Origin of the sequence: Halorubrum distributum JCM 10118 (genome assembly GCF_000337335.1) — an archaeon.
GTDB lineage: Archaea > Halobacteriota > Halobacteria > Halobacteriales > Haloferacaceae > Halorubrum > Halorubrum distributum.
On the sequence record NZ_AOJN01000049.1, the window covers coordinates 47,316 to 70,896 of the forward strand.

The 23,581-nt window shown below is 70.8% G+C and carries 23 protein-coding genes and 1 tRNA gene; 18 read left to right on the plus strand and 6 right to left on the minus strand.

All coding sequences use genetic code 11. The annotated features are described in order from the left end of the window. Positions 1–418 precede the first annotated feature (418 nt). On the plus strand, positions 419–1,294 hold the full coding sequence (locus C466_RS09170) for an SAM hydrolase/SAM-dependent halogenase family protein (RefSeq protein WP_004598257.1): 876 nt from the start codon (positions 419–421) through the stop codon (positions 1,292–1,294). Positions 1,295–1,315: 21 nt separating this feature from the next. On the opposite strand, the gene C466_RS09175 is transcribed toward C466_RS09170, so the two are convergent. Continuing rightward, on the minus strand, positions 1,316–1,795 hold the full coding sequence (locus C466_RS09175; protein WP_004598256.1) for a DUF5793 family protein: 480 nt from the start codon (positions 1,793–1,795) through the stop codon (positions 1,316–1,318). Positions 1,796–1,989: 194 nt separating this feature from the next. On the opposite strand from C466_RS09175, the gene C466_RS09180 reads away from it, so the two are divergent. From C466_RS09180 to C466_RS09195, 4 genes are read left to right on the plus strand one after another with little or no spacing between them, the layout of a single operon-like run. Further along, complete coding sequence (locus C466_RS09180; protein WP_004598255.1) at positions 1,990–3,723, plus strand: type II/IV secretion system ATPase subunit; 1,734 nt, start codon at positions 1,990–1,992, stop codon at positions 3,721–3,723. After that, entirely contained in the window at positions 3,720–5,912 is a 2,193-nt protein-coding gene (locus tag C466_RS09185; protein ID WP_004599769.1) for a type II secretion system F family protein, read from the plus strand. The genes C466_RS09180 and C466_RS09185 overlap by 4 nt, the downstream gene beginning before the upstream one ends. Before the next feature lie 41 nt (positions 5,913–5,953). Beyond that, complete coding sequence (locus tag C466_RS09190) at positions 5,954–6,604, plus strand: class I SAM-dependent methyltransferase (protein ID WP_004598254.1); 651 nt, start codon at positions 5,954–5,956, stop codon at positions 6,602–6,604. A 60-nt stretch (positions 6,605–6,664) separates the two neighbouring features. Further along, entirely contained in the window at positions 6,665–9,103 is a 2,439-nt protein-coding gene (locus C466_RS09195; RefSeq protein ID WP_004598253.1) for a methyl-accepting chemotaxis protein, read from the plus strand. A gap of 101 nt (positions 9,104–9,204) precedes the next feature. Here C466_RS09195 and C466_RS09200 read toward each other — a convergent pair whose 3' ends face one another. Then, entirely contained in the window at positions 9,205–9,489 is a 285-nt protein-coding gene (locus C466_RS09200) for a hypothetical protein (protein ID WP_049897570.1), read from the minus strand. Positions 9,490–9,502: 13 nt separating this feature from the next. Continuing rightward, positions 9,503–10,027 carry a DoxX family protein gene (locus C466_RS09205; RefSeq protein WP_004598251.1) on the minus strand — a complete coding sequence of 175 codons (525 nt, stop codon included), beginning with the start codon at positions 10,025–10,027 and terminating at the stop codon, positions 9,503–9,505. 227 nt (positions 10,028–10,254) lie between these two features. On the opposite strand from C466_RS09205, the gene C466_RS09210 reads away from it, so the two are divergent. Next, positions 10,255–10,325 (plus strand) — tRNA-Gly (locus C466_RS09210). 236 nt (positions 10,326–10,561) lie between these two features. Here the strand turns inward: C466_RS09210 and C466_RS09215 are convergent. Then, positions 10,562–11,638: an NAD(P)/FAD-dependent oxidoreductase gene (locus C466_RS09215; protein ID WP_004598250.1), complete on the minus strand. Its 1,077-nt coding sequence runs from the start codon at positions 11,636–11,638 to the stop codon at positions 10,562–10,564. 165 nt (positions 11,639–11,803) lie between these two features. Between C466_RS09215 and C466_RS09220 the strand changes: the two genes are divergently transcribed. After that, positions 11,804–12,121 carry a hypothetical protein gene (locus C466_RS09220; protein WP_004598249.1) on the plus strand — a complete coding sequence of 106 codons (318 nt, stop codon included), beginning with the start codon at positions 11,804–11,806 and terminating at the stop codon, positions 12,119–12,121. A gap of 100 nt (positions 12,122–12,221) precedes the next feature. Beyond that, positions 12,222–14,438: a prolyl oligopeptidase family serine peptidase gene (locus C466_RS09225; protein ID WP_004598248.1), complete on the plus strand. Its 2,217-nt coding sequence runs from the start codon at positions 12,222–12,224 to the stop codon at positions 14,436–14,438. Between the two features lies 1 nt (position 14,439). On the opposite strand, the gene C466_RS09230 is transcribed toward C466_RS09225, so the two are convergent. Further along, positions 14,440–15,120 (minus strand): metallophosphoesterase family protein, encoded by a 681-nt coding sequence (locus C466_RS09230; RefSeq protein ID WP_004598247.1) that lies wholly within the window; start codon positions 15,118–15,120, stop codon positions 14,440–14,442. 475 nt (positions 15,121–15,595) lie between these two features. Next, positions 15,596–16,135 (minus strand): peptide-methionine (S)-S-oxide reductase MsrA, encoded by a 540-nt coding sequence (gene msrA / locus C466_RS09235; protein WP_004598246.1) that lies wholly within the window; start codon positions 16,133–16,135, stop codon positions 15,596–15,598. Positions 16,136–16,680: 545 nt separating this feature from the next. Here msrA and ribH point away from each other — a divergent pair. The 10 genes from ribH (at position 16,681) to C466_RS09285 (ending at position 23,466) form a co-directional block, all read left to right on the plus strand. Then, on the plus strand, positions 16,681–17,085 hold the full coding sequence (ribH, locus tag C466_RS09240; protein WP_004598245.1) for a 6,7-dimethyl-8-ribityllumazine synthase: 405 nt from the start codon (positions 16,681–16,683) through the stop codon (positions 17,083–17,085). Positions 17,086–17,112: 27 nt separating this feature from the next. Next, positions 17,113–18,267: a pyridoxal phosphate-dependent aminotransferase gene (locus tag C466_RS09245; protein ID WP_004598244.1), complete on the plus strand. Its 1,155-nt coding sequence runs from the start codon at positions 17,113–17,115 to the stop codon at positions 18,265–18,267. A 102-nt stretch (positions 18,268–18,369) separates the two neighbouring features. After that, complete coding sequence (locus C466_RS09250) at positions 18,370–18,894, plus strand: universal stress protein (RefSeq protein WP_004598243.1); 525 nt, start codon at positions 18,370–18,372, stop codon at positions 18,892–18,894. Positions 18,895–19,043: 149 nt separating this feature from the next. Continuing rightward, positions 19,044–19,472, plus strand: a complete 429-nt coding sequence (locus C466_RS09255) for a DUF5788 family protein (protein ID WP_004598242.1) — start codon at positions 19,044–19,046, stop codon at positions 19,470–19,472. Positions 19,473–19,575: 103 nt separating this feature from the next. Beyond that, positions 19,576–19,878 carry an Asp-tRNA(Asn)/Glu-tRNA(Gln) amidotransferase subunit GatC gene (gatC, locus tag C466_RS09260; protein WP_004598241.1) on the plus strand — a complete coding sequence of 101 codons (303 nt, stop codon included), beginning with the start codon at positions 19,576–19,578 and terminating at the stop codon, positions 19,876–19,878. Then, positions 19,879–21,183 (plus strand): Asp-tRNA(Asn)/Glu-tRNA(Gln) amidotransferase subunit GatA, encoded by a 1,305-nt coding sequence (gene gatA, locus C466_RS09265; RefSeq protein WP_004598240.1) that lies wholly within the window; start codon positions 19,879–19,881, stop codon positions 21,181–21,183. Then, the gene (locus tag C466_RS09270; protein ID WP_004598239.1) at positions 21,180–21,686 is read left to right on the plus strand and encodes a DUF5797 family protein; all 507 of its coding nucleotides are present in this window, start codon (positions 21,180–21,182) and stop codon (positions 21,684–21,686) included. The genes gatA and C466_RS09270 overlap by 4 nt, the downstream gene beginning before the upstream one ends. A gap of 83 nt (positions 21,687–21,769) precedes the next feature. Then, positions 21,770–22,216 (plus strand): SHOCT domain-containing protein, encoded by a 447-nt coding sequence (locus C466_RS09275; RefSeq protein WP_004598238.1) that lies wholly within the window; start codon positions 21,770–21,772, stop codon positions 22,214–22,216. A gap of 81 nt (positions 22,217–22,297) precedes the next feature. Further along, entirely contained in the window at positions 22,298–22,543 is a 246-nt protein-coding gene (locus C466_RS09280) for a YhbY family RNA-binding protein (RefSeq protein ID WP_004598237.1), read from the plus strand. After that, positions 22,543–23,466, plus strand: a complete 924-nt coding sequence (locus tag C466_RS09285) for a mechanosensitive ion channel family protein (protein ID WP_004598236.1) — start codon at positions 22,543–22,545, stop codon at positions 23,464–23,466. Before C466_RS09280 ends, C466_RS09285 begins: the two co-directional genes overlap by 1 nt. Positions 23,467–23,581 lie beyond the last annotated feature (115 nt).

Sequence of the window (23,581 nt, forward strand, 5' to 3'; positions counted from 1 at the left end):
CAAGCCGCTTGCTTATAAATGGCCGCTCCTGAGTCAACGGCGAACACCGCCGAAGCCCCAGCCGCTCGCTTATAAATGAACGACTGTCGATCGGCGGAGAACACCGCCAAAGCCCCAGTCGCGAGGATGCCGTACGCTCGCTGTGGTCCTCGGTCGCTCGCTCCGCTCGCTCCCTGCGGTCCTTGCGTCGCCTACGGCGTCCTCGCGACTGCCCCTTTGAGTCCACCCGACCGCACAGCGCCTCACGCCTCCCCAGCCTCGTCGCTCACGCCCTACGGGCGTTCGCGACTCCCTCGCGCGTGCTGACTCGCGGCCTCCGCTTCGCTCCGGCCGCTCGCAGGCACGCGCCACCGCGGTTGTCGAGTGAGCGGCGCGGCCGCCCGTTCCTTTTAAATCTGCGCCGACCGCGGGTTCTGACATGATCACGCTCACCTCGGACTTCGGCTCGCCGTACCCCGCCGCGATGAAGGGAGTGATCCGCCGGCACACGGACGCCGAGATGATCGACGTCGCGCACGACCTCCCGCGCGGGGACCCCCGCGCGGCGGCTTTCTGGCTCCGGTTCGTTCTCCCCGAGTTCCCGCCGGCGGTCCACTGCGCCGTCGTCGACCCCGGCGTCGGCACCGACCGCGACGCCCTGGTCGTCCGCGCCGGCGCGCACGTCATCGTCGCGCCCGACAACGGCCTCGCGATGCCGCCGGCCCGGGCGCTGGCGGCCGACGAGTCGGACGTCGAGGCCTGGACCGTCGCGGTCGACGACCCCGCGAGCGAGACGTTCCACGGCCGCGACGTGTTCGCCCCGACCGCGGCCCGGATCCGGGCGGCGCTCGACGAGGTCTCGGGGGCGCCGAACGGCGCTCCCGACGCCGACGCGGTCGCCGAGACGCTCGCGGCGATGGAGGACCTGACGCCCGCGAGCGACCCGGTCGACATCAGCTTCCCGGAGCCGACGGTCGAGCGCGCCGAGGGGAGCGAGGAGGGCGGAGACGGCGAGGAGGGCGGAGACGGCGAGGTGATCGCCGTCGACGGCGAGGTGCTCGCGATCGACCGGTTCGGCAACGTGATCACCAACGTCCCCGGCGAACTGGTCCGCGGCCGCGACTGGGTCCGCGTCGACGGCGACCTCACGCCGGTCGCGGAGACGTTCGGCGCCGTCGACCCCGGCGAGCGCCTCGTCACCGTCGGGAGCCACGGCTACGCGGAGTGCGACGTCAACGACGGCCGCGGCGACGGCGCGTTCGACCTCCGGCCCGGGGACTCGGTGCGGTTCGTGCCGGACAGCGTCAGCCTCTGACTCGCGGAAAAACCGTCGCGCCTACAGCTCGACGCCCGAGGGGATCAGGCTCTCGCTGCGGAGGAGGTTCCCCTCGTGGTCGTACACGAGGAAGGTGTCCTTGTCATAGGCGACCAGCCGCTCGCCGTCGACGTCGATCTCGACGCGGTACCGGGCGTCGCCGTCGTCGGTCGCGTCGCGCGCGGCATGGATGAACGGGAGGACGTCCGTCGCCGTCTCGTTGAGTTCGAGGACGAAGTCGCCGGTGTACCGGTTGGTGACGCCGACGACGCCCTCCGGGTCGTCCGCCTCGCCGAGCGGCTCGCGGAGCCGGAAGGCGACGTCGATCTGGTCGGCCGCGAGCAGGTCGCCGTCGTCGGCGCCGTCGCTCTCGCCCCCGGAGAGCCGCTCGCGGAGCAGCTCCTCCGGCCCGTGGAAGTCGATCCGCACCAGCGGTGGGGACCGGGAGTCGGCGCCGTCCCCGACGCCCTCGACGGTCAGATCGAAGTAGTCACGCCGCATTTCCTATCGAACGCTTTGCGGTCCGGCCGTATCAACGTAACGGGCGGATCGGGGCCGCGGAGCCGACAGCGCCGCGTCGACGGTGCCCCCGGTCGTCCGCACTGTGTCGGCACCGCCCTGGAGCGTCCCCGGCCTCGCTCGTGATAATCGTCGGGGGTAGTTTAACTTCCCCCCGCCACTACGTCCTCGTATCCATGGCGAGTGACGCCGGCGGGAGCGACCTCGGCGACCGGATCGAGGACCTCCAGCGGCGCCTCTCGCGTACGTGGGAGCTGCTCCAGGGATCGACGCTCGACGTCCGCCCGTTCAGCCCGGGCGAGGACGGCCCGCTCGCGTCGTTCGTCGTTCCCGAGGACGAGCGCGAGGTCGACCGGTACTGGGTGAACGCCCCGTACGCGTACGTCGTGATCACCTACGACGAGGTCGAGAGCGAGCACCGGTACTACGCGGTCGAGCCCGAGCTCGACGCGTTCGAGCGAGGCCTCCTCGACCGCATCGTCGACGACATCCGCGACCCGCTCCTCTATCGCGAGGGGACTGGGAAGACGGACGAGGAGACGCTCAAAACGGAGCTGGTGACGCTGCTCGAGGGGTACGGCGTCGAGGCCGGGATGGACACGTTCCACGCGCTCGCGTACTACCTCTACCGCGACTTCCGCGGCTACGGGAAGGTCGACCCCCTCCTGAACGACCGCCACATCGAGGACGTCTCCTGTGACGGCTACGACCTCCCGATCTTCGTCTACCACGACCAGTACACGGACATCGAGACGAACGTCTCGTTCGGCCAGGAGGCGCTCGACAGCTACGTGATCCGGCTCGCCCAGCAGTCCGGCCGCCACGTCTCCGTCGGCGACCCCATCGTCGAGACGACGCTCCCCGACGGGTCGCGCGCGGAGCTGGCGCTCGGCGAGGAGGTGACCCCGCGCGGCTCGGCGTTCACCATCCGCCAGTACGCGGAGGACCCGTTCACCCCGGTCGACCTCGTGGAGTACGGCACCTTCTCCGTCGAGCAGATGGCGTACTTCTGGCTCTGTATCGAACACAACAAGAGCCTCATCTTCGCTGGCGGCACCGCCTCCGGGAAGACCACCTCGATGAACGCGGTGTCGATGTTCGTCCCGCCGCGCGCGAAGGTGCTCACCATCGAGGACACCCGCGAGCTCTCCTTGTACCACGACAACTGGCTCTCCGCGGTCACCCGCGAGCGCCGGTACGAGGGGACGGACATCGACATGTACGACCTGCTGCGCTCGGCGCTGCGCCACCGCCCCGAGTACATCATCGTGGGCGAGGTGCGCGGCGAGGAGGCGATCACCCTGTTCCAGGCGATGAACACCGGCCACACCACCTTCTCGACGATGCACGCGGACTCGATCGAGACGGTGATCAACCGGCTGGAGAACGAGCCGATCAACGTCCCCCGCGCGATGGTGCAGTCGCTCGACATGCTCTCGGTCCAGACGCTCACGCGCTCGGACGACGAGCGGGTCCGCCGCGCGAAGACGATCGGCGAGATCGGCGGCATCGACCAGCGCACCGGCGAGCTCGACTACTCCTCCGCGTTCGAGTGGGTGCCAGACACCGACAGCTTCAGGCGTAACGACTCCTCGCTTTTGGAGGAGATCGCCGACGAGCGCGGCTGGTCCCGGTCCGAGCTGCTCCGCGAGGTCCGGCGCCGCGAGCGCTTCATCGAACTGCTCTCCGCGCTCGGCATCGACGACTACCGCACGTTCACCGCCCTCGTCAACGAGTACTACGCGGACGCCGACCGCGTGATGGAGAAGCTCGACGACCGCGCCGCCGCGGCCGACGGCGTCGATCCCGACGACCTCGCGGACGAGACCGACGCGGTCGCGGCGGGCGACGGGGCCGACCGCGGTCCCGGGGCCGCCGACGGCGTCGACCCAGACGCCGCGGACCGATGATCGAGTACCTCCCGCTCGCCGTCGCGGTCGCGGCCTGCCTCGCGCTCGCGCTGCCGTTCGTCGACGACCGCGCGGACCTGTTCGTCACCCGCGTCGCGCTGTCGGCGTTCGGCGACTACGTCGGCGAGGACGAGGCGCGGCGGCAGGCCCAGCGCGACCGGATGCGCGCGGCGCACGTCGCCGGCACCACCCACCGCGTGTACGCCTCCCGGACGCTGCTGTACGCCGCTGTCCTCGGCGTCGCCGGCAGCGTGATCGGCGTGTACGCGGCCGGGGGATTGCTCGCCGCGCTCGACGTCGGCGAGGCGGCGATCCGCGAGGCGCTCCCGGCCTCCGTCGAGTTCGTCGCCGTCGTCGCGCGGCTCGCCGACCTCGGGCTCGGCAGGCTGTTCGTCCTGCTCGCGGTCGTCTCCGCGACCGTCGGCTCCGGGCTCGCGCTCGGCGCGTACGTGGCTCGCTGGCGGCTGCTCGATCAGCGGGCCTACGCCCGCGCGGCCGAGATCGACGCCACCCTGCCGCGGACGGTCGCGTTCATGTACGCGCTCTCGCGCTCCGGGATGGCGTTCCCGCGCGTGATGGACACGCTCGCGGAGAACGAGGCGGTGTACGGCGAGGCCGCCACGGAGCTTTCCGTCGCGGTCCGCGACATGAACGCCTTCGGCACCGACGCGCTCACCGCGCTCCAGCGGATCTCGCGGCGGACGCCCAGCGAAGACCTGGCGGATTTCTCGGAGAACCTCGCCTCCGTCCTGAGCACCGGGCAGTCGGTGTCGACGTTCCTCAACGACCAGTACGAGCGCTACCAGGCGGAGGCGGAGGCGAAACAGGAGCAGTACCTCGAGCTGCTCTCGACGTTCGCCGAGGCGTACGTGACCGCGCTCGTCGCCGGCCCGCTCTTCTTCATCACCATCCTCGTCGTCATCGGCCTCGTCTTACAGGACACCCTCCCGCTCCTCCGCGTCGTCGTCTACCTCGGCGTGCCGCTCGCCACCTTCGGCTTCGTCGTCTACGTCGACAGCGTGACGCAGGGCGTCGGCGGCACCGAGACCGTCGCGGCGTCGTCGCTCGATGACCCGGACACCACCTCGGTCACCGGCGTGCGCCACGCGACGGACGAGCCCGGCGACCGGGGCGGCTCCCCGCGGTTCGACGGCGGCGCGGCGACCGGCCGCGAGGCAGACAGGAGATCCGCAGACCGGAGCAGCGCGGACCGCTGGGCGGAGAGCCGCGAGCGGCTCCGCGTCTACGACCGCCTCCGCTGGGTGCGGCGGCTGGTCGCGTCGCCGGCCGAGACGGTGCTGGCCTCGCCGCGGACGGTCCTCCTCGTCGCGGTCCCGGTCGCGGTCGCCGGGCTGCTCGTCTTCGCGTTCCCGATCACGCTCGGGACGCCCGTGGAGATGGTCGGCCAGGTCGACGGGCCGATCGTCGCCGCGACGGCGTTCGTCCTCGCGGCGTACGCGGTCGCCTACGAGTTCGGCAAGCGTCGGGTCCGCCGCATCGAGTCCGCGGTGCCCGACTTCCTCGACCGGCTCGCCAGCGTCAACGAGGCGGGCACCGCCGTGGTCGGCAGCGTCCGTCGCGTCGCCGACTCGAACCTGGAGGCGCTGACCGAGGACCTCCGCCGGACCCGCCGCGACATCGACTGGGGAGCGGACGTCTCGACGGCGCTACGCCGGCTGGAGCGCCGCGTCCGGTCGCCGATGACCTCCCGCGCGGTCGCGCTCGTCACCAACGCGATCCGGGCGAGCGGCGACGTCGGGCCGGTCCTCCGGATCGCCGCGGACGAGTCCCGGGCGACGTGGTCGCTCCGGCGCGAGCGCCGGCAGGTGATGTTGACCTACCTCATCGTCATCTACATCTCCTTCCTCGTCTTCCTCGGGATCATCGCGGCGCTGTCGGTGTCGTTCATCCCCGCCATCGAGGCGGCCGGCGTCCCGGGGACGGGCGGGAGCCTCCCGGACGCGGGGACCGGCGTGCCCGACGGGCCGGGGGGGATCGCGGACGGGATCGGCGACATCGAGGTCGACGCCTACGAGCAACTGTTCTTCCACGCCGCGTCGATCCAGGCGGTCTGCTCCGGCCTCGTCGCCGGACAGCTCGGAGAGGGGTCGGTGCGCGACGGCGTGAAACACGTCGTGGTGCTGCTCGCGCTCACGCTCGTCGCGTTCGTCGCGATCGGCGTGGTGTGACGGTCCGGTCGGCATTTATCCGCCGGGGCCGAGGCTCCGATATGGACCCGCAGTCGACCGGCGATCCGCAGTCGACGTACGACCGCATCGCGGCGCACTTCTCGAAGACGCGGGAGTACGCGTGGCCCGAGGTCGAGTCGTTCCTGGAGGGGCGGTCGGGGGCCGTCGCGCTCGACGTCGGCTGCGGGAACGGCCGGCACACGGAGGCGCTCGCGGCGCGCGCCGAGGTCGCGGTCGGCGTCGACCTCAGCCGCGGCCTGCTCGACGAGGCGGTCGCGCGCGCTCGCGACCGGGGATTCGCGGACGCGGCGGCGTTCGTCCACGGGGACGCGGGCGCGCTCCCGGTCCGCGACGACGCGGTCGACCTCGCGGTCTACGTCGCCACGCTCCACCACCTCTCGCCCCGGGCGACCCGCGTCGAGAGCCTGAACGAACTGGCGCGCGTCCTCGCGCCCGACGGGGTCGCGCTCGTCAGCGCGTGGAGCACGGCGCACGACCGGTTCGACCGCGACGAGGGGTTCGACACGACCGTCGACTGGACGCTGCCGGGCGGCGAGACGGTCCCCCGGTACTATCACATCTACTCGCCCGCGGAGTTCGAGGCGGACCTCGCGGAAAGCGACCTCGAGCCGCGAGACGTGACGGTCTCGAGCGGGAACTGCTACGCGGAAGTGACGCCTCGAACCCGCTGATTATCACTACCGATACCGTTGGGGGTGAATTAAAGAGCCCCTGTCGAGCGCGTGATAGTAATGGCCGACACCTTCCTCGAACGGGTCCTGCGTCGGGTGACCCCCGGCGCGCTGGCTCGGAGCTACCTCGCGAAGTTCCTCGTCGCCCTCGTCGTCGTCGTCCTCGCGATCGGCGCCGTCGGGGCGGTCACGTACGCGGAGACGACCGATCAGCTCGAATCGAACGCGCAGGGCGACTACACGGCCGTCGCGGAGCTGAGCGCGACGGAGCTCGACGGCTGGGCGACCGACCGGCGCACGCTGCTCACCGACGTGGCCGACAACCACGCGTTCTCGCAGGACCCCGCCCGCGTGGAGAGCTACCTCGCCTCTCACCTCTCGCGGACCTCCGAGGCGGTCACCGCCTTCCACTTCGTCGACCGCGACGAGGGCACCGTGATGGCCACCACCGACCAAGCGGGCGGCGAGGCGGTCACCTCTCAGGCGTGGTTCGACGACGACCTGCTGTTCGCGGACGACGTGTTCACGAGTCCCACCTACACGGTCGACGGCGAGCGTCGGATCGCGTACGTCGCGTCGACCCCCCTGCGCGAGTACCTCGTGATGGAGATCTCGCTCGGCCCCGTCACCGAGGACTTCCGTCAGCCGACAGACGGCGCCTTCACGACCATCGTCCAGCCCGACGGCCGGATCGCGGCGAGCAACGCCGACTACATCTCCGGGATCCGCTACGACGGCGACGTCCGGTCGGCGATGCTCGACGACACGCGGTCGGTCGGGTTCCTCCCCTCGGCCACGTTCAGCTTCGCCGACGGCGGCGAGTACCTCGTCGCGTACGCGCCCCTGGAGAGCGAGGAGTGGTACGTCGCGGTCCACGTCCCGCTCTCGGAGGCGTACGCCCTCTCGGGGATGATCGGGCGGAACCTCCTCCTCATCGTCGGCGTCGCGATCGTCGGGCTGGGCCTGCTCGGCGCGACGCTCGGCCGCGGCACCGTCGCCGAGCTGAACCAGCTCCGGGCACGGGCGTCGGCGCTGGCGGACGGCGACCTCGACGTCGACTTCGACACCGAGCGGCGCGACGAGTTCGGCGACCTCTCCGCGGCGTTCGCCACCATGCGCGACTCGCTGCGCGAGCAGATCCAGTCGGCGGAGACGCAGCGGGAGCGCGCCGAGGCGGCGAAGGCGGAGAGCGAGGCGTTCGCCGAGCGGCTGGAGTCGCGGGCGAGCGAGTTCGGCGAGACGATGGCGGTCTGCGCCGACGGCGACCTCACGGCGCGGCTCCGCGCCGACCCCGACGACCCCGAGGCGCTCCGCTCGATCGCCGCGGAGTTCAACGACGCGATGGACGAGCTGGAGGCGGCGATCGCGGCGGTCGACGCGTTCGCGGTCGAGGTGGCCGACCGGAGCGACGCGGTCACCGACGGCACGGACGAGGCCGCAGCCGCGGGCCGCGAGACGAGCGACGCGGTCGACGAGATCTCCGCCGGCGCGGAGCGGCAGAGCCGCCAGCTGGCCGAGGTCGCCGGCGAGATGGAGGACATGTCGGCGACCGTCGAGGAGGTCGCCGCCTCCGCGGACGAGGTCGCGACCACCTCCCGGCAGGCCGACGCCCTCACCGAGGAGGGCCGCGAGGCGGCCGCCGACGCCGTCGACGAGCTCCACGGGATCGAGGCGCGCTCCGAGTCCGCCGCGGAGACGATCGAGCGGCTCGAGGCCGAGATGGCGGAGGTCGACGCGATCGTCGAGACGATCTCGGAGATCGCCGACCAGACGAACCTGCTCGCGCTTAACGCCTCGATCGAGGCGGCCCGCGCCGGGGAGGCCGGCTCCGGCTTCGCGGTCGTCGCCGAGGAGGTGAAGTCGCTCGCCGAGGAGACGCAGGAGTCCGCCGCCGAGGTGGAGGCCTTGATCGAGAGCCTCCGCGAGCGCACCGACGAGAGCGTCGACGAGATGGCCGCGATCCGCGACGGGGTCGACGACGGCGTCGATGTCGTCGAGGACGCCGAGGACGCGCTCGCCGAGGTCGCCGACCGAGTGAGCGAGGCCGACGACGGCGTTCAGGAGATCTCCGGCGCGATGGACGCGCAGGCGGCGTCGGTCAACGAGGTGACCGGCGCGGTCGACGACCTCGCCGGCGTGAGCCAGCAGACGACCGCCGAGGCGACGACCGTCGCCTCCGCCGCCGAGGAGCAGGCCGCCACGCTCGGCGAGGTCTCCGAGCAGGCGCACGACCTCCACGAGCGCGCCCGCGACCTCCGTGAGATGACGGAGGAGTTCGAGGTCGACGCCGACGCCGAGGCCGGGGACGACGCTGTCGGGGGCGCGGACGGCGACTCGGTCGGCGAACCTGCCGCCGGCGGATCGGTCGAGACGGACGAGACGGCGTTCGCGTTCGGCGCGGACGAGGAGCCGTCGGACGCCGCCCCCGCCAGCACCGACGGCGGCACCGCTCACGGAACCGGAGAGTCAGGCGAGCCGCACGCCGACGACTCGGCGTAGCCGGAGACGGCTCTCAGCGAACGTCGGAACGAAGGAAAGTGGTCGTCGTCGCCCGCGGCGACGAGCACTACCGGTGGCGTCGCGGCCGGGTGCCTCGCTTCTCAGTCAGCCATCGTCTCGTGGCTGACGCCCCGGTCCTCGGGGAGCGGCGCCACGAACCGGTAGGCCGCGTACAGCCCGAGCACCACGAGGCCGGCCAGCACGAAGCCGGTCCGGATCTCCGGGCTGATCAGCGGCATCGCGGTCACCTCGCCCGCCTCGTTCGTTATCGGGGCCGGGGCGAACGGTTTGCCGGTGAACGTCTCGACTAGTCCGAGGACCACGATGCCGAACAGCATCAGTCCCGCGCTCAACGCCCGTGCCGCCTTGTCAATGGTGTCTGTCATAGTGAATCACCTTTTAACCGAGCAGGTACCGCAGCTTGGGGTTCTGCTTGACGAGCGCCGTCTGTTCGAGGAGCGCGTCGAGCCCGTAGTACCGACCGGCCGCGAGCACGATCACGGTCATGAACAGGAACAGGCCCATCAGGTCGCTGTTGACGACGCCGTGACCGAAGCCGGCGTTCCCGACCCAGAACAGGACCATGAAGATGACCCCGCCGAACGCGGCCAACCGGGTGAACGCCCCCGCGATCAGCGCGAGGCCGATGAGCGTCTCGAACAGCGGCACGCCGGGCTCGATGAGCCACGCGAGGTTGTTCCCCATCCAGACGGGGATGCCGCCCAGCGCGGTGCCGGTCATGCCCTTCATGTACGACGGCCCGTAGGTGAACGCGAACCCGTTCTCGATGATCTTGGTGACCCCGGCGTGGAAGAACCACCACCCGGTGACGACGCGCAGGAACGCGATCCAGTAGGTCGCCCAGGGGCCTTCCAGCGCGAACTCGGTCTCGCCGACCAGCGGATTGCTTGTTTGGTATGACATCGGTCTCACCTCACGGGTGTAGGTTGGGTGGGTAGACAGATATGTACCGAACAGTGTTCTAACCGGCTGAAAAGCGTTCTAACGCGCTGGGAGACGCCCGCAGTATCGTGGCCCTTTAAGTGAGATATGCTCACCGGGCGGCTCGTGCCCGCTGATCTCCTGCCCGAACACGGAACGCTTATGAAAGCCGTTGTGCCTACGTGTAGGTGCGTCATCGACCGACGCGAGCGCCGGTGGTCTAGTGGTAGGACCTGAGCCTTCCAAGCTCATGGCCCGGGTTCAAATCCCGGCCGGCGCACTTCTCGAACGAAGTGAGAGAAATCGCCGAGAGGGATTTGAACCCTATCAGTCGCGCGCAGCGAGCGGTGCGAGGTGCGAGCGAAGCGAGCACCTCGATAAGCGAGCGAGCACGTCTGATTCCGGTTCAAATCCCGGGCGGCGCACTCACTTCGTTCGTGCGCCGCCCGGACTCCCGCTCGCTCGCTGCGCTCGCTCACGGGAGTCCCGGCCGGCGCATCCTGCCGCACAGATTCTTCAGTCGTCGTCCGCAGCCGGGGCGTCCGCGTTCTCGGCCTCGGCAGACTCGCGCGGCCCGCCCGCGTGCCCCTCGTGGGCGACGGCGGTCGCCATGAGGTGCGGCGGGATGGCAGGCACCTCGTCGGCCTCGACGGGGCCGTTCGCCTCGATGTCCTCGGGGGAGCGCGGGAACTCGCGGAGGCTCTTGTGGATCGCGATGCCAGCCTTCGCGCCCTGTCCCATCGCGACCGGGACCTGGTTGTGGCCCGGCGTCACGTCGCCGACGGCGAAGACCCCGTCGACGCTCGTCCGACCGTGGTCGTCGACGTCGACCTCGCCGCCGTCGGTGAGGTCACAGCCGAGGCCCTCCGCGAGCGAGGTGTTGTAGTCGGAGCCGTACATCGGGAAGCCGCCGCGGTACTCGCGGCGGGTGCCGTCCTCGAACTCCATCGCCTCCAGCCACCCGGAGTCGGGGTCGTTCTCGACGCCCGTAACGTCCTCGTGGACGACGTCGACGGGGTGCGCCTCCAGCTGGGCGGCCGTCTCCTCGCTCCACGTGGGCTCCGCGCCGCGGGTGAGCAGGTCCACCTCGTCGGTCATGTTCAGCATGATCATCGCGACGTGGGCGGCGGCCTCGCCGTGTCCCATCACGTACACCGGCTCGTCGACGAACATGTACGCGTCACAGTGGAGACACCAGTGGAGTCCCTTGGCGTTCCGCGGGAGCGGCGGGTCCGGGCGCTCGTCGGAGAAGCCGGTCGCGAGAACGACGTGGTCGGCGACGATCTCGGCGTCGTTCGTCGAGAGCCGGAACCGGCCGTCGTCGGTCTCGACCGCGTCGGTGACGAAGTCCCGGACGAAGGTGCCGCCGTACGACTGAACTTGTTCCCGGCCGGTCGCGAGCAGCTCGTTGCCGGACACCTCCTCGGTGACGCCGATCACGTTGTGCGTGTCCGCCATCATCGCCGCGCGCCCGCCGCCGCGGTCGATAAGCACCGTCTCGTGGCCCAGTCGAGCCCCGTACAGGGCGGTCGTCAGCCCGGCCGGCCCGCCGCCGACCACCGCGATCTCGTACTCGTCGTCGGACGAACTCATTATCCGTGTTACGAGGTGCGCCGGTTTAAATGGCGCCGTGCTGTGCGCGGCCGGCGACCAGCCACACCGTCGGGGTACGACCCGCCTACCTCCGACCGGCGGGCGTCGCCGCGATCCGACCGCATGCCCGGAGATTTATGCGTCCGTACCGCGTTCGCCCGGTCAGTGCCTTCCCGTCTCGCCCTCGCCGTCGGCCTCCTGCTCGTCGGCATCGCCGCCGACGTGGGAACGACGTACGTCGCCCTCACCGGGAGCGAGTACGTCGAGGGGTCGCCCGTCGGTCGCCTGTTCATCTCGCGGTTCGGGCTCCTCGGCGGGATGCTCCTCACGAAGGTCGTCGGCATGGCCGTCATCGGAGTCCCGGTCGCGCTCGCCGGCGGCACGCGGCGGTTCGTCGCGACCCTGATGTGCGCCGGGGTCGGCGCCCTCTCGCTGGCGGTCGCCGCGCGGAACCTCCTGTTCGTCGCCGGCCTGTGGCCCTGACGGCCGCGTCGTCGTCGCCCGCAGTCCGCGGGTCGCCCTGAGCGGCGGCCTCGGCCGCCGCGACCCCAGCCGTTTTGCGTCGCCGGCGACAGGCGAACGTATGTCACGCCAGTCCGCTCCGGCCCCGTCCCCGCCGGAGACCAAGCGGGAGGTCGTCACGGAGACGCTCCACGGGATCGACGTCGACGACCCGTACCGGTGGCTCGAAGGCGACGACGAGGCGGTCCGCGAGTGGGTCGACGCGCAGAACGCCCACGTCGACGAGGCGCTCGACGACGACCTGCGCGACCGGCTCCGCCCGCGCTTCGAGGACCTCGTCGAGGTGGCCGACTACGGCCCGATCGCCGTCCGCGAGGGGCGGTACTTCGCGACGGTCCGCGAGCCGGGCGCCGACCACGCCCGCCTCGTCGTCCGCGACGCCCCGGACGGCGCGGACCGCGTCCTCGTCGACCCGAACGCGTGGGCGGCGAATCGCGACGACGACCGCCCGCCCAGGTCGATGGCGTGGTACGTCCCCTCGCACGACGGCGAGCGCGTCGCGGTCGGCGTCACCGAGGGCGGCGACGAGAACTACGACGTGCGGGTGCTGTCGGTTCCCGACCCGAGCGAGGGGCACTCGGGCTCCGAGGCGGGCGAGTCCGACTCCGACGCGGCCGAGGGCTACGGCCTCGGCGTCGAGGAGGTCGCGGTCCTCCCCGAGCGCGGTCGGGTCAACGCCGGGAGCCTCGCGTGGGAGGCGGACGGCGAGGGGTTCGTCTACGTCGCCACCGGCGGCGCGGCCGACGGCGCGCAGATGGACAAGGAGATCCGTCGGTTCCGGCTCGCTGACGGGACCGACGAGGAGGAAGTTCTGTTGGAACACGACGATCAGCACGTCTGGCCGCGGGTGACGGTCGACCCGGACTCCGGCCTGCTCGCGGTCGCCTTCTCCGAGATGGTGGGCGGCACCGAGTGGTACGTCCACGTCGACGGCGAGCTCCGACCGGTCCTGACCGACACCGACGCCGAAACGTCGGTCCAGTTCCACGGCGGGACGGCGTTCGTCTCGACCGACCACGGGGCGCCCCGGCGGCGGCTGCTCGCCTGCTCCGTCGACCGCTTCCGCGAGGGCGACCTCTCGTTCGAGGAGTGCCGCGAGGTGCTCCCCGGCGGGGAGGGGATCATCCAGTCCGTGGTGCCGACCCCGGAGCGCCTCCTCGTCCACCGTCAGCGGGACGCCCACTCCCGGCTCTCGGTCCACGACCGCGACGGGACGCACCTGCGCGACGTGTCGCTACCGTCGTACTGCTCCGTCACGTGGGTCTCCGGGAACCGCGACGCGCCCGAGGCGTTCTTCGGCCTCACCGGGTTCGACCGCCCGCCGGCGGTCCGCGGGCTCGACCTCGACGACGGATCGGGAGTCGGAGGGGACGAGTCGGACGGCGCGCCGGAACTCGCGTCGACGGAGCTCGATTCGACGGAGATCGACTCCGTCGACCTCCCGGTCCCAGACGACCTCGTCGTCGAACAGCGGTTCGTCGACTCGACGGACGGCGCCGAGGTCCCGGTCTTCGTCTGCTACCGCGAGGACGTGGAGGTCGACGGGGCGCGCCCGACGCTTTTGTACGGCTACGGCGGATTCCGGAACAGCGTCACGCCCTCGTTCGGGCGGTTCCGCCTCCCATTCCTCGCGGACGGCGGCGCGTTCGCCGCGGTGTGCGCCCGCGGCGGGTACGAGTACGGCGAGCCGTGGCACGAGGCCGGGATGCTGGCCGACAAGCAGCACACGTTCGACGACTTCGTCGCGGCCGGGGAGGCGCTCTGCGGGTCGGGGCTCACCGACGCGGACCACCTCGCGGTCGCCGGCGGGTCGAACGGCGGGCTCTCGGTCGGTGCGGTCGTCACGCAGCGCCCGGACCTGTGGGCGGCCGCGCAGTGCGCGGTCCCCCTCTTGGACATGCTCCGGTTCCACCGCTTCCTGCTCGGCGAGTCGTGGACGACGGAGTACGGCCACCCGGAGGAGCCGGAGGCGTTCGAGTACCTCCGCGAATACTCGCCGTACCACAACGTCGACCCCGAGGCGACGCACCCGCCCGTCTACTTCACCACGGCCGCGAGCGACACGCGCGTCCATCCCTCGCACGCCCGGAAGATGACCGCGCGGCTCCAGAACGAGGCCGCTGGCGGTCCGTTCCTGTTGCGGACCAAAGGCGAGACCGGTCACGGCGTGGGCAAGCCCACGTCGATGATCGTCGACGAGCAGACGGACTCGTGGGCGTTCCTCTACGAGCAGTTGGGTGTAGAAGTCGGCGGCGACGCCGACCGCGACGGCGCCTGATCTACTTGCCTTCGTAGAGTCGCTCCGCGGTCGTCTCGGGGAGATCGGCGTCGCGGACGGCCTCCGCGACGCGGTCGACGTCGTACTTCACGCGATACGTCTCGACCGCGTCGGTCCCGTCGGCCGTGGTGTCGAGGACGGCGTAGCCCGCCCGCGGGTCGCCGTCGCGCGGCTGGCCGACGCTGCCCGGATTGAGCACGAACCCGCCGGCCACGGCGCGGCAGCCTTGGACGTGGGTGTGGCCGAGGACGATGCCGTCGTACTCGCCCATGTGGCGGTCGAGGTTGGGGAACTCCTCCGGGTAGACGTAGGCGTCCTCGCGCTCGGCCGCGGGGTGCGAGTGGACGAGCAGGTACCGGTCACCCCCGAACGTCTCCGCTCGCGGGAGGGCGCCGATCCACTCGCGCTGCTCGTCGGAGAGGGACGCCTTCGCGTGTTCGAGACCGGCCTCGGCCATCCGGTTGGCGGCGTAGCGCTCCGGGGTCTCGACGGTGCGGTCGTGGTTCCCCCTGACCGTCGCGGCCGCGACGTCGCGAACGCGCTCGACGCACTCGGCGGGCCAGGGGTTGTAGCCGACCACGTCGCCGGCGCAGTAGATCCGGTCGACAGCGGGCATGTCGTCGAGCACGGTCTCCAGCGCGGGGAGGTTCGCGTGAACGTCCGAGATGAGGCCGACCTTCATCGAGTGTTCGTTCGATCGGCGGGAGGGAATAGATTGTGGCGAGAGGGTTCGTCGGACGGGTGACAGGGTCGTAGGGTTTCGAGAGGAGTTTAAATAGGGTACGCGGTGGCGCGTGCCTGCGAGCGGCCGCTAGGCCGCGAGGAGCACGCGCGAGGGAGTCGGTCGCCGAGCGAAGCGACGGCGACCGACGAGGCTGGGGAGGTGAGAGGTGCGGTGCGGTGCCGTGCGGGGTGGGACTCGAAGGGGCAGTCGCGAGGCCGCAGTAGGCGACGTAAGCACCGCAGCGAGCGAAGCGAGCGAGGAGCGCAACGAGCGTACTGCGGCCTCGCGACTGGGGCTTCGGTGGTGTTCTCTGTCGAGACGCAGTCAGTCGTTTATAAGCGACCGACCAGGGCATCGGTGGTACTCACGGCCGATTCGCAATCAGACGTTTATAAGTGAGCGCCTGGGATTCGGTGGTTTCCACCGACGATCCTTACGCCTTGACCTTCTCGCGGAAGCGCTCGCGGACCTTCTCCACCTTCGGCTGCGCGTGCATCGTACAGTAGGCGTCGGCTGGGTTCTTCTCGAAGTAGTCCTGGTGTTTCTCCTCGGCGCGGTAGAACGTCTCCAGCGGCTCGACCTCGGTGACGACCTCGTCGTCGTAGCCGCCCTCCTCGTCGAGCGCCTCGACGTACCCCTCGGCGACGTCGCGTTGCTCGTCGTCGTGGTAGAGTACGATCGACCGGTACTGGCTGCCGACGTCCGGGCCCTGTCGGTTCAGCTGGGTCGGGTCGTGGACGGTGAAGAAGATCTCCAGGATGTCCTCATACGAGAGGGCGTCGGGGTCGTACTCGACCTGAACGACCTCCGCGTGACCGGTGGTGCCGGTACACACCTCGCGGTAGGTGGGGTCGTCGGCGTGGCCGCCGGCGTAGCCGGAGGTGACGCTCTCGACGCCGTCGAGCTCCTTGAACGCCGCCTCGACGCACCAGAAACAGCCGCCGCCGACCGTCGCGGTCTCGGTGTTCGTCATAGAGACGTGTAGGCCCCGCAGACGTATTAATCACGCGTGGCGCGAGACGTGAGGGTGGACTGGTTCGGTTATTTATAAATAATCGATGCCGGATCGACGACGGAGACCTCCAAAGCCCCAGTCGGCGAGGCGGGCGCACGCTCGCTGCGCTCCTCGGTCGCTCGTTACACTCGCTCCCTGCGGTGCTTACGTCGTCATCAGAACGCGGAGCGTTCTGATTGGCTCACGAGAGCTTTGCTCTCGTGAACGCCTGCGCCCGCCTCGCCGACTGCCCCTTTGAGTCCCGCCCCGCACAGCACCGCAACCGCGCCTCACACCTCCCCAGCCTCGCGGCTCACGGCTCGCGGCTTCGCCGCTCGCGTTCGCCGCGTCCCTCACGCGGTGCTGACTCGCGGCCGCCAAGGGCGGCCGCTCGCAGGCACGCGCCACCGCGGATCCATCTATAAACGATCGTCCGCCCGTTTGCGCCCTGTTCCCGAACGCGTTCGCCCGGCAACCCTGCGGTCGAACGGTAGACCTTTGCCGTCGCCCGCTCCAGTTCGGGTATGGTCTCGCTGGGACTGGTGGTGGCGCGGTTCAACGACTCCGTCACGGAGCCGATGGCCGAGGCCGCCCGGGAGGCGGCCGCCGACCGCGACGCCGTCGTCGTCGACGAACTGAGCGTGCCGGGCGCGTACGACAGCCCCCTGGCCGCGGACCGGCTCGCGCGGCGCGAGGACGTCGACGCCGTCGCGGTCGTCGGCGCCATCGTCACCGGCGACACCGACCACGACCGCGTCATCGCGAACGCGACCGCCGAGAAGCTCACGCAGGTGAGCCTCGACCGGGACACGCCGGTCACCTTCGGCGTGAGCGGCCCCGGGATGTCCGGCGCTGAGGCGCGCGAGCGGATCGACAAGGGGGCGGACGCGGCCGCGGCCGCGATCGACCTCGCGGAGGCGCTCGACTGACCGAGACACGACGACTACACACGACACATGAGCGACGCATACGACTTCTCGGAGCGGATCGGACGCGTAGAGCCCAGCGCGACGCTGGCGATATCGAACCTCGCGGCGGAGAAGGAGGCGGAGGGCGCCGACATCGTCGACCTCTCGGTCGGCGAGCCCGACTTCGACACGCCGGCGAACGTCGTCGAGGCCGGCAAGGAGGCCCTCGACGCAGGCCACACGGGGTACACCTCCTCGAACGGGGTCCCCGAACTCAAGGAGGCGATCGCGGCGAAGCTCCGCGGGAACGGCGTCGACGCCGACGCCGACGAGGTGATCGTCACCCCCGGCGGCAAGCAGGCCCTCTACGAGACGTTCCAGACGCTGATCGACGAGGGCGACGAGGTCGTCCTCCTCGATCCGGCGTGGGTCTCCTACGAGGCGATGGCGAAGCTCGCGGGCGGCGACCTCTCGCGGGTCGACCTCGCGCCTCACGGCTTCCAGCTGGAGCCCGCGCTCGACGAGCTCGCGGCGACGGTCTCCGACGACACCGAGCTGCTCGTCGTCAACACCCCGTCGAACCCGACGGGCGCGGTGTTCTCCGAGGCCGCGCTGGAGGGCGTCCGCGACCTCGCCGTCGAACACGACGTGGCGGTCATCTCCGACGAGATCTACGAGCGCATCACGTACGGCGTCGAGCCAACCTCGCTCGCGAGCCTCGACGGGATGGCCGACCGCACGGTGACGGTCAACGGCTTCTCGAAGGCGTACTCGATGACCGGCTGGCGGCTCGGCTACCTCCACGCCACCGACGAGTTCGTCGGCGAGGCGGGGAAGCTCCACTCGCACTCCGTCTCCTGCGCCACCAACTTCGTCCAGCGCGCGGGGATCGAGGCGCTCGAGAACACCGAGGAGTCGGTCGAGGAGATGCGCGACGCGTTCGAGTCCCGCCGCGACCTGCTCGTCGACCTGTTCGACGAACACGGCGTCGACGTGGACGTCGGCGACGGCGCCTTCTACATGATGATCCCGGTGGACGACGACGACCAGGCGTGGTGCGAGCGCGCCATCGAGGAGGCGTCGGTCGCCTGCGTCCCCGGCAGCGCGTTCAACGCAGACGGCTTCGCGCGGATCTCCTACGCCGCGAGCGAGGAGCGCCTGCGCGAGGCGGTCGACCGGCTCGTCGCGAACGACCTGTTGTAGCTCGTCGCGTCGACCGCGCGGCCCCGAGCCCGACGGTCCCGCAGAGTTCGCTCCGCCGCCAACGTTTTGTGTCAGCTCGGCGAAATCCGCACGGACCACACCATGTACCAGACAATCCTCTACCCGACTGACGGGAGCGAGGGATCGGCGGCCGTGGCCGACCACGTCCGAGAGCTCGCGGCCGCGTTCGACGCGACCGTCCACGTCCTGTACGTCGTCGACGCGCGAGGCGCCAACTACGGACTGAGCGGCGCCTTCCTGACGGACGAGGGATCGGGCGTGCGGGCCGACCCGGCGCCCGACGACGGCAGCGGCATGGTCGGTGAGGGAACGGACGCGGAGGCGACGCGGTCGGCGCTCGTCGAGCGCGGCGAGGAGATCGTCGAGGCCGCGGCCGCGGCGCTCCGCGACGCCGAGGCGCCGCCGGAGACGCTCACCGCCGTCGAAACGGGCACGCCGCACTCGGCGATCTTGGAGTACGCCGACGAGAACGACGTCGACCTCGTGGTGATGGGGACCCACGGCCGGACCGGCGTCGAGCGGTACCTGCTCGGCAGCGTCGCGGAGAAGGTGGTGCGGCTGTCGGACGCCCCGGTGGTGACGGTGCGGGCGGACGACGGCGAGTGACGACGGTGCGGGCGGACGACGGCGAGTAACGACGGCGCGGGCGGACGACGGCGAGTAACGACGGCGGTCAGGGTCGGCTTCGAGGCTCGGTCCGACGGTCCGGGCCCGCCGGCCAACGGTTTTTCTGGCTCCGTCGACCACGGTCGCTCATGAGCGACTCGGAGCGAACGGCGATCGGCGACGACGTTCGTGAGGCCCTCCTCGACCGCGTGACCAGTCAGAGCGCCACGGTCGGCGCGAGCGTCCCCGACGAGGTCGAGGTCGACGGGACCGCGCTCGACCTCTCCGCGTTCATCGTCGAGAGCCGGAAGGTCGACGCCGTCCCGCCCGCGCTCGACCGGAAGGTGACGGCCGCGCGCGACGCCCTCCGCGCGGAGCGGGAGCGGCGGCTCGACCGGTTGGAGACGGAGCCGCTCGACCGGGAGACCGCGGAGACGATCGCCGAGGAGGTCATCGGTATCGACCGCGCGCTGAACGCCTTGGAGGGGATCCGCCGCCCGGGGTTCGCCGACGAACACCACGCCGACACGCTGGCGGGCCACGAGCGCTGGCTCGCCTTCGTCGATCAGGTGCGGTGAGCCGTCGCCGGGCCGACGCCGCTCCTCCGCCGGGACGCCGCCGGTCCCTCGTCGCCGACCCCTTCCGAAACCCTTACTCGCCGCCCGCGTGGTACGTTCGGGTATGAGCGACACCGCAGCGTCGGACGACGGCGAGGCCGCCGTCGACGCCGAGGAGGTCAGACACGTCGCCGACCTGGCGCGGGTGCGGCTCGCCGACGACGAGGTCGACGAGTTCGCGGCGCAGTTCGGCGACATCCTGGAGTACTTCGCCGCGCTCGACGAGGTCCCCGAGACCGAGCGCGAGGAGGAGCTGGTCAACGTGATGCGCCCCGACGAGATCGAAGAGGGACTCTCCCAGGAGGAGGCGCTCGCGAACGCCGAGGAGACGGAAGACGGCTTCTTCGTCGGGCCGAAGGTGTCGTAGATGGCGGCCGACCTCAACGCCTTCGTCACGGAGGAGACGATCGAGGGCGACGCGGACGCCGAGGGCCCGCTCGCGGGGCGAACGGTGGCGGTCAAGGACAACATCTCCACCGCGGGGATCCGGACGACCTGCGGCTCAGAGATGCTGGCTGACTACGTCCCGCCGTACTCCGCGACCGTGGTCGACCGCCTGACCGAGGCGGGCGCGACGGTCGTCGGCAAGACGAACATGGACGAGTTCGGGATGGGGACGACGACGGAGACCTCCGCGTTCGGCCCCACCCGGAACCCGGTCGACACCGACCGCGTGCCCGGCGGCTCCTCCGGGGGCTCCGCGGCCGCCGTCGCGGCCGGCGAGGCCGACGTGGCGCTCGGCTCCGACACGGGCGGCTCGGTGCGGTGTCCGGCCGCGTTCTGCGGCGTCGTCGGCATCAAGCCCACCTACGGGCTCGTCTCCCGCTACGGGCTCATCGCGTACGCGAACTCCCTCGAACAGATCGGGCCGATCGCGGGCACCGTCGAGGAGGCGGCGGCCGCGCTCGACGTCATCGCCGGCGACGACCCGAACGACGGGACGACGCGCGACCTCGCCGACGTCGAGGGCGCGGATCCCGACGCGAGCTACGCCGCGGCCGCCGACGGCGACGTGGAGGGGCTGACGGTCGGGGTGCCCACCGAACTGTTCGAGGGCGCCGACGAGCGCGTCGTCGAGACGGTCGAGGCCGCGCTCGACGACCTCGAAGCACAGGGCGCGGAGACGACCGAGATCTCGCTCCCGTCCGTCGAGCACGCGGTCCAGGCGTACTACGTGATCGCGATGGCGGAGGCCTCCTCGAACCTCGCGCGCTTCGACGGCGTGCGGTACGGGAATCGCGCCGAGTCGGACGGCAACTGGAACGAGTCGTTCGCGGAGACGCGCGAGGAGGGGTTCGGCGCGGAGGTCAAACGACGGATCCTGCTCGGCACGTACGCGCTCTCGGCCGGCTACCACGACAAGTACTACGAGAAGGCCCAGGACGCCCGGGCGTGGGTCCGGCGGGACTTCGAGGACGCGTTCGCCGACGTCGACGTGATCGCGTCGCCGACGATGCCCGTCCTCCCCTTCGAGCTCGGCGAGAGCCTCGACGACCCGCTGCGGATGTACCTCGCGGACGCGAACACGACACCCGTCAACCTCGCGAACCTGCCCGCGATCTCGGTGCCCGCCGGCGAGGCCGACGGGCTCCCCGTCGGGCTCCAGCTCGTCGGGCCGAAGTTCGGCGAGGAGACGATCGTTCGCGCCGCGAGCGCGGTCGAGGAGCGATGAGCCTCACGGACGAGGAACGCGGGCGGCTCGCGGACGTGGTCCGCCTCCAGCCGACGAAGAACGGCGAGCTGCAAGACGCCTGGGAGATGGAGAGCGGCAGCGACGTCCACGGCTACCTGGAGAACCACCTGAAGGAGTACTACTACCGCGACGACGACAGCCTGATCCGGACGACCGCCGAGGCGAACGACCTCGTCGACGTCGAGCCCGGCGTCGAACCCGACGCGGTCGCGAAGGGCGGCGTCCCCGAGACGGTCCGCGTTCCGGAACTGGAGTCGCGGATCGTGGACGTGCTCGCCGGGCCGGACGAGCGCTCGCAGTCGGTCGTCAGCGTGCTCAACGCCCTCCGCGAGGCGTACGACGCCGACCCCGAGGTGGACGCGGTGCGGCGGGCGCTCCGGAGCCTCGAACGCAAGAACGTCGTCGAGGTCGTCTACCGCACCGTGCCGACGTTCCGGCTCGCGGTCGCCCGCGACGAGATCACGGTCGAGATCGAGGAGTAAGCGGCCGCGACGCGGCCGACCCCAGACCGGGGCGCGGTTAATCGCCGATACGACTTTGTACCGCGACTGACACCCTGCTACCGATGGCCGACGACGAGACCCTCCGCGAGCGGTTCCGCCGCAACGCCAGCGGCATCGCCGCCACGACGGTGACCGGGACGTGGCTCGCCGCCCTCCTGCTCAACTTCGACTGGTGGCTCGGGTTCATGCTGTTCGGGTACATCGTGATCGTTCCCGTCGTCTCGATGCTGTTCGACGAGGAGGAGGCGGAGTCCGTCCACGTCGAGTCCGACTCCGGCTCGGTCCGCGTCGAGCGCGGGACGGCGGCGGAGCGCGAGGAGGCGACCGGCGACACGGCGGACGCCTTGGAGCGGCTGCGGACCAGATACGCGAACGGCGACCTCACCGACGAGCAGTTCGAGCGGAAGCTCGACCGCCTGCTGGAGACCGAGACGCCGGAGGACGCCGCCGAGTGGGCCCAGCGCAACCGCTCCGCCGCTCGGGAGCGCGAGGCGGAGCACGAGCGGTAACGCGAGTGGTTGAATCGGGGGCGGCTCCCGGCGGCGAGGCCGAACCTCAAGCTTCAATGCGCGCGGTCGACTCGACAGGGTATGAGCGACCAGGAACTGCGGAAGGAGGCGCACGACCTCGACGTCACCGTCTGGGTCGGGAAGCACGGCATCGACTCGGTCGTCGACGAGCTGGCCGACCAGCTCGACGACCGGAAGCTGGTGAAGGTGAAGTTCCTCCGGGCGGCCCGCGGCGGGACCTCGACCGACGAGCTCGCGGAGGAACTCGCCGAGGCGGTCGGCGCCGACCTGATAGAGACCCGCGGGAACACGGCGGTGCTGCACTGATGGGCGCCGCGGACGGGGCGGTCGGGGCCGTCGCCGTCGCGGGGACGCTGGAGCCGTACCTCGGTCCGGTGACCGGAATCGTCGTCGACGCCGCCATCTTCCTCGTCGTCGTCGCCGCGACGTACGTCATTTATAAATCGGTCGTCACGTCGATCCTCCGACGGGTGTTCGACAGGCAGGGGCTCGACGAGCACGCGCGGCGTCCGCTCCAGAAGATCGTGGCGTTCCTCGTGCTGTTCGCCGGTGTCACGGTGGCGTTCGGCGCGGCGGGCTACCAGGGGTTCCTGCGCTCGCTGGCGACGATCGCGGCCGCGGCGACGCTCGCGATCGGCTTCGCCTTACAGGACGTGATCAAGAACTTCGTCGCGGGCGTGTTCATTTATACCGACAAGCCGTTCCGCATCGGCGACTGGATCGAGTGGAACGGGAACTCGGGGGTCGTCGAGGACATCTCCTTCCGGGTCACCCGGGTCCGCACGTTCGACAACGAGCTGCTCACGGTGCCGAACCACGCCCTGACGAGCGACGTGGTGAAGAACCCGGTCGCGAAGAAGACGCTCCGCCTGAAGTTCGTCTTCGGGATCGACTACGAGGACGACGTCGAGACGGCGACGGACATCATCGTCGAGGAGGCCGAGAAGAGCGACGCCATCCTCGAAGATCCCGCGCCGTCGGTCCGGCTGACCGAGCTCGCCGACTCCTACGTCGGCCTCCAGTCGCGGATCTGGATCGACGACCCCTCGCGGGCCGACTTCGTGAAGGCCCGCGCCGACTACGTGAAGGCCGTCAAACAGCGGTTCGACGAGGAGGGCATCTCGATCCCCTTCCCGCAGCGGACCGTCTCGGGGCGGAACGAGTGGACGGACCCCTCGTCGTTCGGCGGCGCTTCGGACGGCGGCGTCGACGGCGGGTCGCAAGCCTAAGCGTCCGCGGATCCGCCGCGCGTGCGACGCTGAACCCCTTTTTCCCCGCGTCGACGCGCCGGAGCCGTCGAGGGGAGCGATAGTAACGAACTTGAGGGTCCGGTAACTGGGTGTG